Genomic DNA, 15,306 nt, shown 5'->3' on the forward strand with positions numbered 1-15,306 from the left:
CGCCGGTGCGGGCGACGCTTCGACCGGAGGACCTCGTCCCCTGACGGACGTCGCGGCGACGTGACGGAGGGCGAGCGGCCGACGGTGGCGGCTCGCCCTCCGCGTCGACTCAGCCCTCGGTGACGGTGAGGACCACCGGCCCACCGGGCAGCGGCTGGCTGTCCTGGCGGTCCGGCATGTTCCACGCGCTGGTCTTGCGGGCGGCGTCACCCAGCACGAAGCCCACCGTGTAGCTGCCCACCGGCAGACCGTCCCAGGGCAGGTAGAGCCAGTGGGTCACGGTGCCGTCGGCGGCCTGGCTGGCGCCGCCACCCGACTGGGACACCACCTTGCCGTCGGCGTCGTAGAGGTAGACGTCGAGGCTCTGGATCGGTGCCACCTGCACCTGCGTCGAGATGGTGAGCTTGACCGAACTCTGCCCCACCTCGCTCGCCGGCACCGACGACGGGTCAAGCGTCGCGCCGAGCGCCACCGGCGGGTTGACGCTCGGCACCCGGGTGATGGTCAGCCCGGGATCGGGCGCGCCGTAGGCGTTGCCGTACAGCGCGATGTTGCCGGCCCCGTCGACGACCACGATGCCGTCGACCTCGCACTTCTCGGTCTGCCGGTAGACCATGACCCGCACGGCGACCCGGCCGTCGACCCTGGTGGTCGGGTTGCCCCACTGCTGGCAACCGTTCATGACGAAGTCGACGTACACCGCCGAGACGCCCTTCTGGGCGCCGGTGACCGCCATGCTGAGCTCCGTGGGCACCGCGTCCTGCCAGTTGTTCACCGGGTTCGGGTCGACCGTGAAGTCACTCGCCTGCACCGTCGAGTTGGCCGTGGTGGTGATCGAGGGCGCGGTCGGGTTCTTGTAGGTGGCCGTGCCGCCGGCGTTGTTCCGCAGCACCAGCGCCGCCAGCCGCCAGTTGCCCGGAGCCGCGTCGGCCGGCAGCGTGACGGCGACCGTGCACTGCATGTACACGCCGTCCTGCTCACCGCTGGTGGACTGCCCGCACCGGTAGCCGGTGCTGTATTCGTCGCGGTCCCAGGTGACCGGGGCGGTGACGCTCGCGCCGCCCGGCCCGGCCAGCCGGATGGTGCCCTTCCAGAAGCCGGACTCGCCGTCCTGCACGGTGAAGTCGTAGATCACGGTGGCCGGGTCGGTGCCGACGTAGAAGTAGGGCTTGCGCGAGTTGGCCAGGCCGATCGACTGCACGGTCGGCCCCGACGAGTCGACCAGGGTCTGCGCCGTGAAGCGGTAGCCGAACGGCTGGAGCCGGGTGCCGGACACGCTCACCGCGAGGTCGCCGGAGGCGATCGTGACCCGGGTGACCTCCCAGATCGCGGTGGCCGCGTCGGCGTACCGCCGCACCGGCAGGTAGAAGGAATAGGTGGACTCCTGCGGCGTGCCGGACTCGTACGCGGCGCCGCTGCAGCAGCTCTCCTGGAACCGGTAGTCCGCGGTCCAGTCGTGGCCGACCAGCTCGCCGGTCACCGTGCTGCGCATCCGCATGGTCACGGTGCCGTGGACCGAGTCGGCGTCCTGGTCGGTGTTGGTGACGGTCCAGGTGAGCTTGTTCGCCGCGTACCCGCCGGTCACGTCCACCGTGGAGTTTTCGAAGGCGAGCGCGGTGAGGGCGAGTCGTGGGGTTGCCGCGTGCGCGGCGGTGGCACCGGACACGGTCGCGGCGACCATGACGGCGAGCGTCAACGCGCCACGGAGTACCCGGCGCGCGAAAGTGACAGACATGAAGGGTTTTTATCAGTGGACCACGTTTCCGGCTGCCCCGTTTCCGGGCCGGCCGGCATCGGGTGCGTCACGTTGCGACCGGGTGCGGTGCCGGGCCGGGATCGTGCCGACACGACCGACGGATGTCGGTGGGCTCGCCTAGGGTCGGTGGCATGAGCGAGTTCGATGCGGCGGGTGCCGCCGTGCAGGCCGCCCTCGACGCCGGTGCCCGCTATGCGGACGCCCGGGTGATGCACCGCCGCTACGAGTCGATGTCCGCCCGCAACGGCGACATCGAGGAGCTGACCCAGGACGAGAGCATCGGGCTGGGTGTCCGCGCGCTGGTCGGGTCGAGCTGGGGCTTCCACGCCGTACCGGAACTGTCGGACGCCGCGGCCCGCGACGCCGGTCGGCGCGCCGCGCGGATCGCCGCCGCGAGCGCGCGGGTCCCCGGCCCGCCGATCGACCTGGTCGCGGTGGAGCCGACCGTGGCGAGCTGGTCCTCCGGCTGCGACGTCGATCCGCTCGGGGTGCCCCTGTCCGACAAGGGCGACCTGCTGGTCCGGGCCACCGGCACGATGCGGGAGCACGGCGCCGACCTGGCCGAGGGGCTCTACCAGATCTGGGACACCGCCAAGTGGTTCGTCTCCAGCGAGGGGCACCGGATCGACCAGCGGATCCGGGAGTGCGGCGGCGGCATCTCGGCCACCTCGATCGGCGACGGCGAGACCCAACGCCGCTCCTATCCGAGTTATCGCGGGCAGTACGGCACCACCGGCTGGGAGCTGGTCACCTCGCTCGACCTGGTGGGGCACGCCGCGCGGATCGCCGAGGAGTCCCGCGCGCTGCTCACCGCGCCCGAGTGCCCGGCCGGGGAGACCGACCTGATCCTCGGCGGCGAGCAGCTCGCCCTGCAGATCCACGAGTCGGTCGGGCACGCCATCGAGCTGGACCGGATCCTGGGTTGGGAGGCCGCCTTCGCCGGCACGTCCTGGCTCGACCTGGCCCAGCTCGGGTCGCTGCGTTACGGCTCCGAGCTGATGAACGTCACCATCGACCCGACCATCCCCGGCGCACTCGGCAGCTTCGGCTTCGACGACGAGGGCTCCCCGGCGGTCAGGCGGGACGCGGTCCGCGAGGGGCGGTGGGTGGGTGTGCTCGCCGGCCGGGACTCGGCCGCCGTCGCCGGTCTGGGTTACGGCGGCAGCGTACGCGCGGACGGCTGGGCCCGGCTGCCGATGGTGCGGATGACCAACGTGGGCCTGGAACCCGGCCCGCACACCCTCGACGAGATCATCGCGGCCACCGACGACGGGGTGCTGATGGACGTCAACCGCTCCTGGTCGATCGACGACAAGCGGCTCAACTTCCAGTTCGGCTGCGAGGTCGGCTGGGAGGTCAAGAACGGCCGGCGCGGGCGGATGCTGCGCAACCCCACCTACACCGGGATCGGCCCGCTCTTCTGGCGCTCGATGGACATGCTCTCCGGCGAGATCGTCCCGTGGGGGACGCCGAACTGCGGCAAGGGCCAACCGGGCCAGATCGGCCACACCGGCCATCCGTCCGCGCCGGCCCGCTTCCGCAACGTCCGAGTGGGGGTACGCGCATGAGCGCGAGGGATGCGGCGGAGCGGAACCCCGCAGCCGCGAACGGAAGGGTCGCGGCATGAGCGAGCTGGAGATCGCCGGCCGGGTCGTGGAGCTGGTCCGCCGGCTCGCCGGCCCGGACGCGCAGGCCGAGGCCGTGGTGACCCGGACCGACCTGGCGCTGACCCGGTTCGCCAATTCCTTCATCCACCAGAACGTCGCCGAGTCGGGCGTCACGGTGCGGCTGCGGGTGCACGCCGACGGGCGTACCGCGTCGGGTGGCGGGAGCCTGGTCGACCCGGACGGCCTGCGGGCACTGGTCGAGCGGACGCTGACCGCCGCCCGGCTCTGCCCGCCCGACCCGGCGTGGCCGGGGTTGACGCCACCGTCGCCGGTGCCGCCGGGCACGACTCCCGACGAGGCCACCGTGCACGCCGACCCGGACGAGCGGGCCGCCCGGGTGCGTGCCTTCGTGGACGCGGCCGGCGGGCTGGAGGCGGCCGGTTTCTGCCGCACCTCCCACCGGTCGGGCGCGTTCGCCAACTCGGCCGGGCACACGGCGCAGGGGAGCAGCGCGGAGGCGGCGATGGACGGCATCGCCCGTACCGGCGGGTCGGACGGGGTGGCCCGGCTCTGCGCCGACCGGCTCGCCGACCTCGACGGCGCGCTGCTGGGGGCCCGGGCGGCGGCGAAGGCACGGGCCGGCGTCGACCCCGTCGAGCTGCCCCCGGGGCGCTACGAGGTCGTCCTCGAACCGGCCGCCGTCGCCGACCTGCTGCAGAATCTCGCCTGGTACGGCTTCAACGGCAAGCGGTACGCCGAGCGCCAGAGCTTCGCCGAGCCGGGTGCCGCCCAGTTCGACCCGGCGGTCTCCCTGGTCGACGACCCGCTGCACGCCTCGACCCTGCCGTACGACCTGGAGGGCACCGGTCGCGGGCCGCTGACCCTGGTGGACGCGGGGGTGACCCGGGCGGTCGCGCACGACCGGCGCAGCGGCGCGGAGGCGGGCAGCGGCTCGACCGGGCACGGCATGCTGGGCGCGGCCACGTTCGGCCCCATCCCCCGCAACCTCCGGCTCCTCCCCGCCCCGAACGGCAGCACCCCCACCGGCGGCACCCCGGCGCCGGGCGGTGGGGCGGCAGGCGGCGGCACGGCCGGCGGTGGGGCGGACGTGCTGCCCGTGGTGGCGGGTGGGGTGACCGGTGCGGTGGCCGACCCGGACACCGCCGAGCTGGTCGCCGGGATGGAGCGAGGGCTGCTGGTCAGCGACTTCTGGTACACCCGGGTGCTCGACCCGAAGAGCCTGGTCATCACCGGGCTGACCCGCAACGGGGTGTGGCTGGTGGAGGACGGCGTGCCCACCCGGGCGGTGCGGGACTTCCGGTTCACCGAGTCCTACCCGCGGGCGCTCGGACCGGGCGCGGTACGCGGCCTCGGACGGCGGTCGGTGCGGCAGCCGGACCGGATGGACGGCTCGTGGTGGCAGGCCCCGCCGCTACGGCTGGCCACCTGGAACTTCACCGGCGGCGCATCCGGCTGACCGGTCCGACCGTGGCCACCCCGGCGCCCCCGGCTGGCCGGTCGGGCCGCGGCCCCTCCCGGCGCCGACAGGCGAGGTCGGGCGTAGTCGAACGCTACGAGTTTGATGACGTAAACGAATCACCGCGCCGATTCATCTTCGTCATCAAACTCGTAGCGTCGCGCGACAGGTTGTCGGCGACTCGGTGTGCGACGTCGCGGCGGCCGGCAGGGCGTGGTGCTGCTCGCCGTTCTCGCCACCGGACGCACGCGCTGACTCGGGCGCGGGCGCGGTGACGGGGCCGTGTCTCCGGCCCGTCGGCGGGCCGTGACACGCTCCCGGTGAGGCGGCCCACCCCGCGTTCGTACATTGATCTTGGTCTAGGGTCTTTCCAACCTGCGGGACACACGGGACACTGCGTTGCGCGGCCGGGCCGCGAAGATCGGCGTAACGTGTGTCACTTAGCTGCGCCGTCACGCCGGTGCGGTCGTTGGTGTGTGCGCATGACGTGGCAGTGGACGCGGTCTCGCCGGTCCGCTGACCGGTACCGAACGAGATCCGCCGCCCGCGAGGGCTGCCCGTCAGGGAGACGAACTCGAATGACATCAACGGCAACGAGGCCGCGGGGCGGGCGAGCGCGCGCCGCCATCGCGGCGAAGACGTTGCGGACCGACCGCTGGTGGCTCGCCCCACTGATCACCGTCATCGGGCTCAGCGCCTGGGTCGCCTACGCGACGGTCCGGGTCTTCATGCACCGCGACTACTGGGTGCCGCAGTACCACTACCTGACCCCGTTCTACTCCCCCTGCGTCACCGAGCGTTGCGTCGAGGGCTCCTCGCACTTCGGCAGCTTCCTGCCCGGCTGGTGGATCATCCCGGACGCGGCGCTGACCCTGCCGTTCCTGCTGCTGTTCCGGCTGACCTGCTACTACTACCGCAAGGCGTACTACCGGTCGTTCTGGCTGTCGCCGCCGGCCTGCGCCGTGCCGGACGGTCACCAGTCCTACAGCGGTGAGACCCGCTTCCCGCTGCTCGGCCAGAACCTGCACCGCTACTTCTTCTACGCCGCCGCGATCATCTCGGTGATCAACACCTGGGACGCCATCTACGCGTTCCACTCGCCGAAGGGCTTCGGCTTCGGGCTGGGCAACCTGATCCTGCTGGCCAACGTGGTGATGCTCTGGGCGTACACAATCTCCTGCCACTCGTGCCGGCACATCATCGGCGGCCGGCTCAAGCACTTCTCCAAGCACCCGGTCCGGTACAAGGCCTGGACGATCGTCTCCAAGCTCAACGTCCGGCACATGCAGCTCGCCTGGATCACCCTCGGCACCCTCGCGTTCACGGACTTCTACGTCATGGCGGTGGCGGCCGGCTGGTTCAACGACCTGCGGTTCATCAACTAGAGGGCCCTGGACATGACTGAGACGCGAATCGAACGACACCACTACGACGTCGTCGTGATCGGGGCCGGCGGCGCCGGCCTGCGCGCGGCGATCGAGGCCCGGCTCGCCGGCAAGAAGACGGCGATCATCTCCAAGTCGCTCTTCGGCAAGGCGCACACGGTGATGGCCGAGGGCGGCGCGGCGGCCGCGATGGGGAACGTGAACAGCCGGGACAACTGGCAGGTGCACTTCCGGGACACCATGCGCGGCGGCAAGTTCCTCAACAACTTCCGGATGGCCGAGCTGCACGCGAAGGAGTCGCCGCAGCGGATCTGGGAGCTGGAGACGTACGGCGCGCTCTTCGACCGCACCAAGGACGGGAAGATCTCGCAGCGCAACTTCGGTGGCCACGAGTACCCGCGCCTGGCGCACGTCGGCGACCGGACCGGCCTGGAGCTGATCCGCACCCTCCAGCAGAAGATCGTCTCCCTCCAGCAGGAGGACAAGCGGGAGTTCGGCAGCTACGACGCCCGGATCAAGGTCTTCGCCGAGACCACCATCACCGAGCTGCTGCTCGACGGCGACCGGGTGGCCGGCGCGTTCGGCTACTACCGGGAGTCCGGCGAGTTCGTGCTCTTCGAGGCGCCGGCCGTGGTACTGGCGACCGGCGGGGTCGGCCGCTCCTACAAGGTCACCTCGAACTCGTGGGAGTACACCGGGGACGGTCACGCCCTCGCGCTGCGCGCCGGGGCGACGCTGATCAACATGGAGTTCCTCCAGTTCCACCCGACCGGCATGGTCTGGCCGCCCTCGGTGAAGGGCATCCTGGTCACCGAGTCGGTGCGCGGCGACGGCGGCGTGCTGAAGAACTCCGACGGCAAGCGGTTCATGTTCGACTACGTCCCCGACGTCTTCCGCAAGCAGTACGCGGAGACCGAGGAGGAGGCGGACCGCTGGTACACCGACCCGGACAACAACCGGCGTCCGCCGGAGCTGCTGCCCCGCGACGAGGTCGCGCGGGCGATCAACAGCGAGGTCAAGGCCGGTCGGGGTACGCCGGCCGGCGGCGTCTACCTGGACATCGCGTCCCGGCGTTCGGCGGAGGAGATCCGTCGTCGCCTACCGTCGATGTACCACCAGTTCAAGGAGCTGGCCGACGTCGACATCACCAAGGAGCCGATGGAGGTCGGCCCGACCTGTCACTACGTGATGGGCGGCGTCGAGGTGGACCCGGACACGGGCGCCGCACACGGCACCGTGCGGGGGCTCTTCGCCGCCGGTGAGGTCTCCGGCGGCATGCACGGCTCCAACCGGCTCGGCGGCAACTCGCTGTCGGACCTGCTGGTCTTCGGCAAGCGGGCCGGCGGTCACGCCGCTTCGTACGCCGACCAGCTCGGCTCACGCCCGACGATCGCCGTCGGGGCGGTCGAGGCGGCGGTGGAGACGGCCCTCGCGCCGCTGCAGCGGGACACCGGCGAGAGCCCGTACACCCTCCAGCAGGACCTCCAGGCGGTCATGGGGGATCTCGTCGGCATCATCCGGCGGGAGGGCGAGCTGGTCGACGCGCTGAGCCGGCTGGTGGAGCTGCGAGAGCGGGTGGCCAAGGTGAGCGCGGCCGGCGGCCGGCGCTACAACCCGGGCTGGCACCTGGCGCTGGACCTGCGCAACATGCTGGTGGTGTCGGAGTGCACCGCGAAGGCGGCGCTGGAGCGGCAGGAGTCCCGCGGCGGGCACACCCGGGAGGACCACCCGGCGATGGACCCGGCCTGGCGGCGGGTCAACCTGGTCTGCTCGCTGGACGGCGACACGGTCCGCCTGACGCACAAGCCGCTGCCGAAGATGCGGCCGGAGCTGATCGGCCTCTTCGACCGGACGGAGCTGGCCAAGTACCTGACCGACGAGGAGCTCGCCGAGTTCGACGCCCTCGCTGCGGAAGAGGAGCGCTGAGCAATGGGCAACCACAGTTCACCGGCGGCCGGCAAGTCGGGCGCGAAGCGACAGTTCCGCATCTGGCGGGGCGACGAGAACGGCGGCGACCTGCAGGACTACGCCGTCGAGGTGAACGAGGGCGAGGTGGTCCTCGACGTCATCCACCGGCTCCAGGCCACCGAGGCGCCCGACCTGGCCTGCCGGTGGAACTGCAAGGCCGGCAAGTGCGGCTCCTGCTCGATGGAGATCAACGGCAAGCCGCGGCTGAGCTGCATGACCCGGATGTCGACGTTCGAGGAGAACGAGACCGTCACGGTCACGCCGCTGCGCACGTTCCCGGTCATCCGGGACCTGGTCACCGACGTCTCGTTCAACTACGAGAAGGCCCGGGAGACCCCGGCGTTCGCGCCGCCGGCCGACCTGGCGCCCGGTGACTACCGGATGCAGCAGGTGGACGTCGAGCGCTCGCAGGAGTTCCGCAAGTGCATCGAGTGCTTCCTCTGCCAGAACGTCTGCCACGTGATCCGCGACCACGACGAGAACAAGCAGGCCTTCTCGGGCCCGCGGTTCTTCATCCGGGCCGCCGAGCTGGACATGCACCCGCTCGACGCGAAGACCGACCGCAAGGAGTACGCGCAGGCCGAGCAGGGCCTCGGGTTCTGCAACATCACCAAGTGCTGCACCGAGGTCTGCCCCGAGCACATCAAGATCACTGACAACGCGATCATCCCCATGAAGGAGCGCGTCGTCGACCGCAGGTACGATCCCCTGGTGTGGCTTGGTAGCAAGATCTTCCGGAGGGGTCAGGTGCCTCAGACCAGCTCGACCAGCGGGCATCACCGCGGGGCCGTGACCGCCAGCGCAGCCCACGGCGGTGTGCACTCGCACGCCGGCGGCTCGCACGATGCGCGGGCCGAGGCCCAGGTGCAGCAGGGCGTCAACTGGCACCGCGAGGTGCCGCACCCGACCGCCCCGGCGGTCGACGACAACGGCAAGCTGCCGCTGACGGAGCTGACCTTCGACCGGGCGGCGGCACCGTCGCCGTTCGGTGACGACGTCACGTTCCCGCTGCCGCCGGAGCACCTCAACTTCGCGCATCCGCAGCAGGACGACCCGAAGCACTGAGCACCACGACGACAACGACGGGGGCCGCGGCGACTGCCGCCGGCCCCCGTCCCCTTTTCGACCGGCTGTCCGGTTCCGCCGGCCGGGTGCGACCGGCCGCGGCCGGGCTGTCCGGTTCCGCTCAGCGGGCGGCGAGCAGTGGCCGCAGGGCGGCGACGATCGGGGCGTCGGCGGGGAGCCAGTCGACGGTGTCCAGTTCGGCGGCGGTCAGCCAGCGCAGCGCGGCGTGTTCCAGCGCGGTCGGCTCGTCGTCGTGCAGCAGCCGGGCCGCGTACACCTTGAGGACCGAGCGGCCGTGGGCCATCCGTACGTCCCGGCCGACCCGGTCGCCGATCTCCACGCGTACGGCGAGCTCCTCGGCGCACTCGCGGACCAGCGCGGCGGTCTCGCTCTCCCCCGGCTCGACCTTGCCGCCGGGGAACTCCCACCGGCCGGCCACCTCCGGCGGTGCGGACCGGGCGCAGGCCAGGACCCGCCCGTCCGCGATGATGGCCGCCCCGACGACCACCTTCGGCTCGCGCCGGTCAGCCTGTCCGTTCCCGCTTACCCGTTCGGTCTGCACAGGCGTCCAGCGTGCCAGATCAATCGGCGGTTTGGGTAGCGCCCTCCTCCGTCAGGTCAGCAGAGAACGGAAGTGTGGGCGTGGACACACCTTCTGTGCGACGACAGACTAGGGGATGTCGACGAGGACACGGGATGGCGACGATTTGGCCACAAGCCGTCAACGACGCCTGGGAGGTGCGGTGATGCGCGTGCTGTTCAGCGGCCGGGCGAAGCACGACTATCTCAGCGACGCACTCACCCTGCTCTCCGGGTGGACCCGGGAGGGTGAGCAGATCCGCCGGATCCTCGTCCTGGACGACACCCAGCATGCCGCCCTCACCGAGCGGGTGAAGGTGGTCGCGGACGCGCTCCGGGTGCGCCCGGACATCAGCCGGCGCGCGGATCGTACCCAGATCCGGGTCGGGCACGGCGACGGAGAGCCACTGACGGAGGGCGAGGTCCTGCTCGCCGCCCGCATCGAGGACGCCGTCCGCGCCGTCACCAACCCCTGACCTGACCTTCCAGGGGCCCGCCGACCACGTCGGCGGGCCCCTGGCGCGTGGTGCCTACCGTGGAGCGCATGGCCAAGGCGACGTACGACCGCAAGGAACAGTTCCAGCAGATCCAGAGCGGCCTGCTCACCGGCGAGCAGATCATCGCCGTCTACGACGCGATCGGCACGGGCACCGGGTTCATCGGAGTGACCGACCGGCGGGTGATCATCCAGGACCGGTCATTCGTGGGCAAGCGCTTCGCCATCACCAGCATCCCGTACTCGAAGATCACCAGCGTGAGCGTGGTGAGCAACAAGTCGTGGGGCGGGTCGTTCTTCTCCACCGGCGCGATCGCCATCCACGTCGGCGCGCACACCTACGAGGTGGAGTTCCGGGGTTCGGAGAAGAGCCACCACGTGCACAACGTGATCCTGCACTACATCTCCTGACCGGGCATGGTGGACCACCCAGCCCTGGCGGCGATCTACGACGCGGAGAACCCGTGGGGCCGCGACGACGACTTCTTCCTCGCGGTGGTCGGCGAGACCCCGGCGGCCCGGGTGCTCGACCTGGGCTGCGGCACCGGACGCCTCACCGTGGCGCTCGCCGGAGCCGGCCACTCGGTAACCGGTGTCGACCCGCACCGCCCCTTCCTCGCCGCGGCACGGGTCCGGCCCGGCGCCGACCGGGTCACCTGGCGGCACGGCACCTCCGAGGTCCTGCCGGACGCCGCGTACGACGTCGCGGTGCTGACCAGCCACGTCGCGCAGGAGATCCACGTCGAGGCGGACTGGCGACGTACCCTGGCCGACCTGCACCGGGCGCTGGTGCCCGGCGGCCGGCTGGTCCTCGACTCCCGCGACCCGGCCGCCCGCCACTGGGAGCGGTGGACCCCCCGCCACTCGCGGCGTCGGCTGACGCTGCCCGACGGCACGGTGGTGACGGCCTGGACCGAGCTGACCGAGGTCGGCGAGGGCCTGGTCCGGTTCCGGCACCACCGGGTCCTCCCGGACGGCGTCGAACTGCTCGACCCGGGCACCCTCCGGTTCCGCACCGAGGACGAACTGCGGACCGCCCTGCACGCGGCGGGCTTCGCCGTCGAGCGGATCCACGGCGGCTGGGCCGGCGAACCGGTCGGCGCGGGGGACGACGGCGAGCTGATCGTGGTGGCCGGCAGCCACCGTCAGCCGCTCAGCGCAGCGGCTTGCGCATCTGCACCGAGGTGACCTCGAAGCCCATCTCCTCGTAGAGCGCGCGGGCACCGGCGTTGAAGCCGAAGACGTTCAGCCCGATCGACACCACGCCCAGCTCACGGCAGACCTGTTCGGCGGCCTGGATCATCGCGCGACCGTAGCCCCGGCGGCGCAGGTCCTCGCGGACCTCGAAGTCGTAGCCGAAGGCGTGCGGGCCGTCGGACTTCTGCTCCACGTGCAGCCAGAGCAGCCCCACCTCGTCGGCACCGTCGTAGGCCGTCCACAGTCGGTGGCCCTCGGTGGCCAGGCCGTCGGGCAGGAGGCGCTGGTAGTCCGCGCGGGACTTCTCCCGCGCCTCCGGCAGCGGCATGGCACCCGAGTCGGCGATGTTCCGCGCGTAGTCCTCCTCGGCGCGCGCCCGGTACCGCTCGTACTGCTCGTCGGTCATCGGTTCGAGTCTCAGCGTCACCATCCTCGACACGGTAACCGCATCGCGGGGCCCGCGATGTCCCCCCGTCACGCGGGCCTCGACGCGGCCACGCGCCTGCGATACTCACCCGGGTGCGAGAGCTGTTGAGGCGCTGGTGGAACAGGCGGACGGCCCGCAGGGCACTCGTCGCGGTCGCCGCCGGCGCGGTGCTGCTGGCCGCCGTCACCGTGGGCAGCGTGGCGTGGATCCGCGCCGGTGCCGAGGACCATCTCTTCGCCGAGGCCGACGTGCCGGACGAGCCGGTCGCCCTGGTCCTGGGCACGAAGGTCGAGGCGGACGGCACGCCGTCGCCGTTCCTCACCGGCCGGTTGGAGCTCGCCCGACGGCTCTTCACCGCGGGCCGGGTGCGCGCGGTCCTGGTCTCCGGCGACAACATGCACGCCGGCTACAACGAGCCCGAGGCGATGCGGCGCTGGCTGCTCGATCACGGCCTGCCGGCGGAGAAAATCGTGATGGACTACGCCGGCTTCGACACGTACGACTCGTGCGCGCGGGCCAAGCGGATCTTCGGGGTGGACCGGGCGACCGTGGTGACCCAGTCGTTCCACCTGCCCCGCGCGGTGGCGCTCTGCCGCCGGCTGGGCATCGACGCCGTCGGCGTCGGTGACGACACCGCCCGCCGGTACGCCGACCGGTGGCGGGTCAGCTCCGCCCGGGAGTACGGCGCCTGCGTGAAGGCGGCGGTGGATCTGCTCTCCCGGCGTGACCCTGTCCACCTGGGCCGGCACGAGACCGGTGTCGAGGACGCGCTGCGCACGAGCTGAAAAACGATTGGCCACCCCGCCGGCCGGGCGGCACGCTGCTCACATGATCGAGTTGCGCGCCCTCACCCCCGACGACTGGCCGATCTGGCGGGAGCTGCGCCTGGCGGCCCTCGCGGAGGCGCCCCACGCGTTCGGTTCCCGGCTCGCCGACTGGCAGGGCGACGGCGACCGCGAGGAGCGCTGGCGCGGCCGGCTGGACATTCCCGGCTCGTACAACGTGGTCGCCCTGCTCGCGGGCGAGCCGGTCGGCATGGCCAGCGGCGTGCCCACCGGCGAGCCCGGGGTGGTGGAGCTGATCTCGATGTGGGTGGCACCGGCCGGGCGCGGCCGGGGCGTCGGCGACACGCTGGTGCGGGACGTCGAGCGCTGGGCACGCCGGGTGGACGCCGAGGTGCTGCGCCTCTCCGTGGCCCACGGCAACGCCCCGGCGACGGCGCTCTACGAGCGGCACGGGCTGGCGTACACCGGGGAGGTGGGCGAGCTGATGCCCGACGGCGTCCACCGCGAGCGGGTGATGGCGAAGGCCCTCCGGTAATTGCGTTGCCCGACCGCCGGGGCCCTGTTGTCCTGGGTGGAGTGCCGACCGGAGGGAACACCTGATGTCCATCCTCGACGATCCCGGCCTCTTCGGCCGGCTCTGGGCCGCGAGCTACGACCGCACCGACAATCCCGATCCCGCCGCCACGGTCGAGTTCCTCGCCCCACTGGCCGGCGACGGCCGGGTGCTCGAACTGGCGATCGGCACCGGACGGGTCGCCCTGCCCCTGGCCGCCCGCGGCGTTCCCGTCGAGGGCGTGGAGGCGTCGCCGGAGATGGTGGCGCAGCTCCGCGCCAAGCCCGGTGGGGACCGGATCCCGGTCACGATCGGCGACATGGCGGACGTCCCGGTCACCGGGCCGTACACCATGGTCTTCCTGGTCTTCAACACGCTGTTCAACCTGGTGCGCGAGGAGCGCCAGGCGGACTGCTTCCGCAACGTCGCCCGGGTGCTCGCGCCCGGCGGGGCGTTCGTCGTCGAGACCTTCGTGCCCGACCCGGCCGGCTTCGACCGGGACGAGCAGGTCCAGATGCGGGCGGTGACCGAGGACTCGGCCACGATCCGCCTGCACCAGTACGACCGGGCGGCGCAGACCTTCGTCCGGCAGACCATCACCTTCGACCGCGACGGCGTACACCTGAAGCCGTTCGCCATGCGGTATGCCTGGCCGGAGCAGATCGACGAGCTGGCCGAGCGGGCCGGCCTGCGGCTGGCCGAGCGGTGGGCGGACTGGGACCGCTCGCCGTTCGGCCCGGAGAGCCGGGCGCACGTCTCCGTCTACCGCACCGCGTAGCCGGGGCCGGGGCGCTCCCCCGACCCCGGCGTCAGCGGGTCAGCCGGCGGGCGCACGGCCGGCGTTGACCCGCTGCTGCGCCTGCTCGGACTGCCAGCGCCGCAGCGCGTCCCTGATCCGGGCCGTCTCCTGCCGGCTGTCACCCAGCGCCCGGTAGGCGGCGGTCAGGTCGTCGGCGACCCGGTCGGGGAACTCGGTCACCTCGGCCGGATCGAGGCCCCGCCGGCCGAGGCGGGTCGGCCGGAACCGCCGCTCCCGCACCTGCCAGGGGGCCAGCGGTACGTAGGACGAGGAGCGGTAGGCGGCCATGCAGACATCATCCGGGAGCAGATCGACGGCATGACCGGGGACCAGGGAGCGTCTCTCGGACACGAGCGACGATCCCGTAACCGTCCGACCAGCAGGCCCACCGCCGCAGGCGTGGCATCACCCGTTTCCTAGGCGCCGTTCCTGCCCCAGTTGCCGAGTGCGACGATCGCCTCGCGCAAGGCGAACCCGCGATCGGTCAGCGCATAGGCCCGGGTGTTGTGTCGAAGGGGCAGGCGGGCCAGCACGCCGGCCGCTTCGAGCTCGCGCAGCCGTGTCGCGAGCATGTTCGTCGGCACGCCGAGGTCGCGCTGCAGATCGCCGTAGCGTTGTGGCCCGTCGAGCAGCCGCTCCACGATGAGCAGGGCCCACCGTGCTCCGACGATGTCGAGGGCCGCGGCGAGGTCGCTCACGCGGTCGGATCGGCGTCCGCCTCCATCCAGAACGGTGAGTAGTGGTAGCCGTCGGGGTCGTCGAATTGGCGCTGGTACATGAAGGGGTAGTCGTCGGTATCACCGATCCGCCCGCCAGCAGCGCCGGCGCGGTCGATGAGCTCGTCGACCGCCTCGCGGCTGCCCAGGTCGAACGAGACCGTGACCTTCGAGGGCGTCTGAGGTCCACCGACCAGCTCTTCGACTCCGCCGACGCTCGCGTACATCTCGCGGCTGCCGAGCATGACGTACTGCTCGGGGGCGATCGCGAAGCATGACACGTTGTGGTCGGACATCTCGGCGTTGAGGGTCCAGCCGAGGGCGGTGTAGAAGGCGGTTGCGCGCTCAACGCTCTCGACCGGGCAGGTGATGAAGAGGCTCATGGGGGCCATACTTGCAAAATGCAAGTAGTCCGTCAAGCGACATGCGTACGCACCAGGGTCGGCTACTGCCTGCGTCTGACATGACGGTCGGCTACCGCGTGCGGCATCAGCGT

17 protein-coding genes are annotated in these 15,306 nt (G+C 71.8%); 11 read left to right on the top strand and 6 right to left on the bottom strand.

Annotation, left to right across the window (positions count from 1 at the left end; all coding sequences use genetic code 11):
• Positions 1 to 109: 109 nt before the first annotated feature.
• Positions 110 to 1,735, bottom strand: coding sequence for a hypothetical protein (locus MRQ36_RS08360; protein ID WP_242794321.1), 1,626 nt, complete (start codon positions 1,733 to 1,735; stop codon positions 110 to 112).
• Positions 1,736 to 1,887: 152 nt separating this feature from the next.
• Between MRQ36_RS08360 and MRQ36_RS08365 the strand changes: the two genes are divergently transcribed.
• The 5 genes from MRQ36_RS08365 to MRQ36_RS08385 all read left to right on the top strand — a co-directional run bounded on the left by MRQ36_RS08365 (position 1,888) and on the right by MRQ36_RS08385 (position 9,258).
• Entirely contained in the window at positions 1,888 to 3,324 is a 1,437-nt protein-coding gene (locus MRQ36_RS08365) for a TldD/PmbA family protein (protein WP_242794323.1), read from the top strand.
• Positions 3,325 to 3,379: 55 nt separating this feature from the next.
• A complete protein-coding gene (locus tag MRQ36_RS08370; protein ID WP_242794325.1) occupies positions 3,380 to 4,840 on the top strand; it encodes a TldD/PmbA family protein in 1,461 nt (486 codons plus the stop codon).
• A gap of 578 nt (positions 4,841 to 5,418) precedes the next feature.
• On the top strand, positions 5,419 to 6,225 hold the full coding sequence (locus MRQ36_RS08375) for a hypothetical protein (protein ID WP_242794327.1): 807 nt from the start codon (positions 5,419 to 5,421) through the stop codon (positions 6,223 to 6,225).
• A gap of 12 nt (positions 6,226 to 6,237) precedes the next feature.
• A complete protein-coding gene (locus MRQ36_RS08380; protein ID WP_242794329.1) occupies positions 6,238 to 8,151 on the top strand; it encodes a fumarate reductase/succinate dehydrogenase flavoprotein subunit in 1,914 nt (637 codons plus the stop codon).
• Positions 8,152 to 8,154: 3 nt separating this feature from the next.
• Positions 8,155 to 9,258 carry a succinate dehydrogenase/fumarate reductase iron-sulfur subunit gene (locus tag MRQ36_RS08385; RefSeq protein ID WP_242794331.1) on the top strand — a complete coding sequence of 368 codons (1,104 nt, stop codon included), beginning with the start codon at positions 8,155 to 8,157 and terminating at the stop codon, positions 9,256 to 9,258.
• 121 nt (positions 9,259 to 9,379) lie between these two features.
• Here MRQ36_RS08385 and MRQ36_RS08390 read toward each other — a convergent pair whose 3' ends face one another.
• Positions 9,380 to 9,820 (bottom strand): (deoxy)nucleoside triphosphate pyrophosphohydrolase, encoded by a 441-nt coding sequence (locus MRQ36_RS08390; RefSeq protein ID WP_242794333.1) that lies wholly within the window; start codon positions 9,818 to 9,820, stop codon positions 9,380 to 9,382.
• A 184-nt stretch (positions 9,821 to 10,004) separates the two neighbouring features.
• Here MRQ36_RS08390 and MRQ36_RS08395 point away from each other — a divergent pair, with 184 nt between their 5' ends.
• The 3 genes from MRQ36_RS08395 to MRQ36_RS08405 all read left to right on the top strand — a co-directional run bounded on the left by MRQ36_RS08395 (position 10,005) and on the right by MRQ36_RS08405 (position 11,521).
• Complete coding sequence (locus tag MRQ36_RS08395; RefSeq protein WP_242794335.1) at positions 10,005 to 10,313, top strand: 4a-hydroxytetrahydrobiopterin dehydratase; 309 nt, start codon at positions 10,005 to 10,007, stop codon at positions 10,311 to 10,313.
• A gap of 68 nt (positions 10,314 to 10,381) precedes the next feature.
• Positions 10,382 to 10,744, top strand: a complete 363-nt coding sequence (locus MRQ36_RS08400) for a PH domain-containing protein (protein ID WP_242794337.1) — start codon at positions 10,382 to 10,384, stop codon at positions 10,742 to 10,744.
• 6 nt (positions 10,745 to 10,750) lie between these two features.
• Positions 10,751 to 11,521: a class I SAM-dependent methyltransferase gene (locus MRQ36_RS08405; protein ID WP_242794339.1), complete on the top strand. Its 771-nt coding sequence runs from the start codon at positions 10,751 to 10,753 to the stop codon at positions 11,519 to 11,521.
• Here MRQ36_RS08405 and MRQ36_RS08410 read toward each other — a convergent pair.
• Positions 11,487 to 11,960, bottom strand: a complete 474-nt coding sequence (locus MRQ36_RS08410; RefSeq protein ID WP_242794341.1) for a GNAT family N-acetyltransferase — start codon at positions 11,958 to 11,960, stop codon at positions 11,487 to 11,489. The two genes, MRQ36_RS08405 and MRQ36_RS08410, sit on opposite strands and share 35 nt — an antisense overlap.
• A 98-nt stretch (positions 11,961 to 12,058) precedes the next feature.
• On the opposite strand from MRQ36_RS08410, the gene MRQ36_RS08415 reads away from it, so the two are divergent.
• The 3 genes from MRQ36_RS08415 to MRQ36_RS08425 all read left to right on the top strand — a co-directional run bounded on the left by MRQ36_RS08415 (position 12,059) and on the right by MRQ36_RS08425 (position 14,073).
• Positions 12,059 to 12,742: a vancomycin high temperature exclusion protein gene (locus tag MRQ36_RS08415; RefSeq protein WP_242800944.1), complete on the top strand. Its 684-nt coding sequence runs from the start codon at positions 12,059 to 12,061 to the stop codon at positions 12,740 to 12,742.
• Positions 12,743 to 12,785: 43 nt separating this feature from the next.
• Positions 12,786 to 13,277 carry a GNAT family N-acetyltransferase gene (locus MRQ36_RS08420; protein WP_242794343.1) on the top strand — a complete coding sequence of 164 codons (492 nt, stop codon included), beginning with the start codon at positions 12,786 to 12,788 and terminating at the stop codon, positions 13,275 to 13,277.
• Positions 13,278 to 13,341: 64 nt separating this feature from the next.
• Positions 13,342 to 14,073: a class I SAM-dependent methyltransferase gene (locus MRQ36_RS08425; protein ID WP_242794344.1), complete on the top strand. Its 732-nt coding sequence runs from the start codon at positions 13,342 to 13,344 to the stop codon at positions 14,071 to 14,073.
• Positions 14,074 to 14,112: 39 nt separating this feature from the next.
• Here the strand turns inward: MRQ36_RS08425 and MRQ36_RS08430 are convergent, their stop codons facing one another.
• The 3 genes from MRQ36_RS08430 to MRQ36_RS08440 all read right to left on the bottom strand — a co-directional run bounded on the left by MRQ36_RS08430 (position 14,113) and on the right by MRQ36_RS08440 (position 15,193).
• Positions 14,113 to 14,382, bottom strand: coding sequence for a DivIVA domain-containing protein (locus MRQ36_RS08430; RefSeq protein WP_242794345.1), 270 nt, complete (start codon positions 14,380 to 14,382; stop codon positions 14,113 to 14,115).
• A gap of 128 nt (positions 14,383 to 14,510) precedes the next feature.
• Positions 14,511 to 14,792, bottom strand: coding sequence for a helix-turn-helix domain-containing protein (locus tag MRQ36_RS08435; RefSeq protein WP_242794346.1), 282 nt, complete (start codon positions 14,790 to 14,792; stop codon positions 14,511 to 14,513).
• Positions 14,789 to 15,193 (bottom strand): VOC family protein, encoded by a 405-nt coding sequence (locus MRQ36_RS08440; RefSeq protein WP_242794347.1) that lies wholly within the window; start codon positions 15,191 to 15,193, stop codon positions 14,789 to 14,791. Before MRQ36_RS08440 ends, MRQ36_RS08435 begins: the two co-directional genes overlap by 4 nt.
• Between the last annotated feature and the right edge of the window lie 113 nt (positions 15,194 to 15,306).

It is taken from the genome of Micromonospora sp. R77, assembly GCF_022747945.1.
In the GTDB taxonomy this organism is placed as follows: Bacteria; Actinomycetota; Actinomycetes; order Mycobacteriales; family Micromonosporaceae; genus Micromonospora.

Excerpts from the sequence above, each read along its gene's own strand:
- MRQ36_RS08360 (WP_242794321.1), bottom strand. The coding sequence starts at position 1,735 with ATGTCTGTCACTTTCGCGCGCCGGGTACTCCGTGGCGCGTTGACGCTC.
- MRQ36_RS08365 (WP_242794323.1), top strand. The coding sequence starts at position 1,888 with ATGAGCGAGTTCGATGCGGCGGGTGCCGCCGTGCAGGCCGCCCTCGAC.
- MRQ36_RS08370 (WP_242794325.1), top strand. The coding sequence starts at position 3,380 with ATGAGCGAGCTGGAGATCGCCGGCCGGGTCGTGGAGCTGGTCCGCCGG.
- MRQ36_RS08375 (WP_242794327.1), top strand. The coding sequence starts at position 5,419 with ATGACATCAACGGCAACGAGGCCGCGGGGCGGGCGAGCGCGCGCCGCC.
- MRQ36_RS08380 (WP_242794329.1), top strand. The coding sequence starts at position 6,238 with ATGACTGAGACGCGAATCGAACGACACCACTACGACGTCGTCGTGATC.
- MRQ36_RS08385 (WP_242794331.1), top strand. The coding sequence starts at position 8,155 with ATGGGCAACCACAGTTCACCGGCGGCCGGCAAGTCGGGCGCGAAGCGA.
- MRQ36_RS08395 (WP_242794335.1), top strand. The coding sequence starts at position 10,005 with ATGCGCGTGCTGTTCAGCGGCCGGGCGAAGCACGACTATCTCAGCGAC.
- MRQ36_RS08400 (WP_242794337.1), top strand. The coding sequence starts at position 10,382 with ATGGCCAAGGCGACGTACGACCGCAAGGAACAGTTCCAGCAGATCCAG.
- MRQ36_RS08405 (WP_242794339.1), top strand. The coding sequence starts at position 10,751 with ATGGTGGACCACCCAGCCCTGGCGGCGATCTACGACGCGGAGAACCCG.
- MRQ36_RS08410 (WP_242794341.1), bottom strand. The coding sequence starts at position 11,960 with ATGGTGACGCTGAGACTCGAACCGATGACCGACGAGCAGTACGAGCGG.
- MRQ36_RS08420 (WP_242794343.1), top strand. The coding sequence starts at position 12,786 with ATGATCGAGTTGCGCGCCCTCACCCCCGACGACTGGCCGATCTGGCGG.
- MRQ36_RS08425 (WP_242794344.1), top strand. The coding sequence starts at position 13,342 with ATGTCCATCCTCGACGATCCCGGCCTCTTCGGCCGGCTCTGGGCCGCG.
- MRQ36_RS08430 (WP_242794345.1), bottom strand. The coding sequence starts at position 14,382 with ATGGCCGCCTACCGCTCCTCGTCCTACGTACCGCTGGCCCCCTGGCAG.
- MRQ36_RS08440 (WP_242794347.1), bottom strand. The coding sequence starts at position 15,193 with ATGAGCCTCTTCATCACCTGCCCGGTCGAGAGCGTTGAGCGCGCAACC.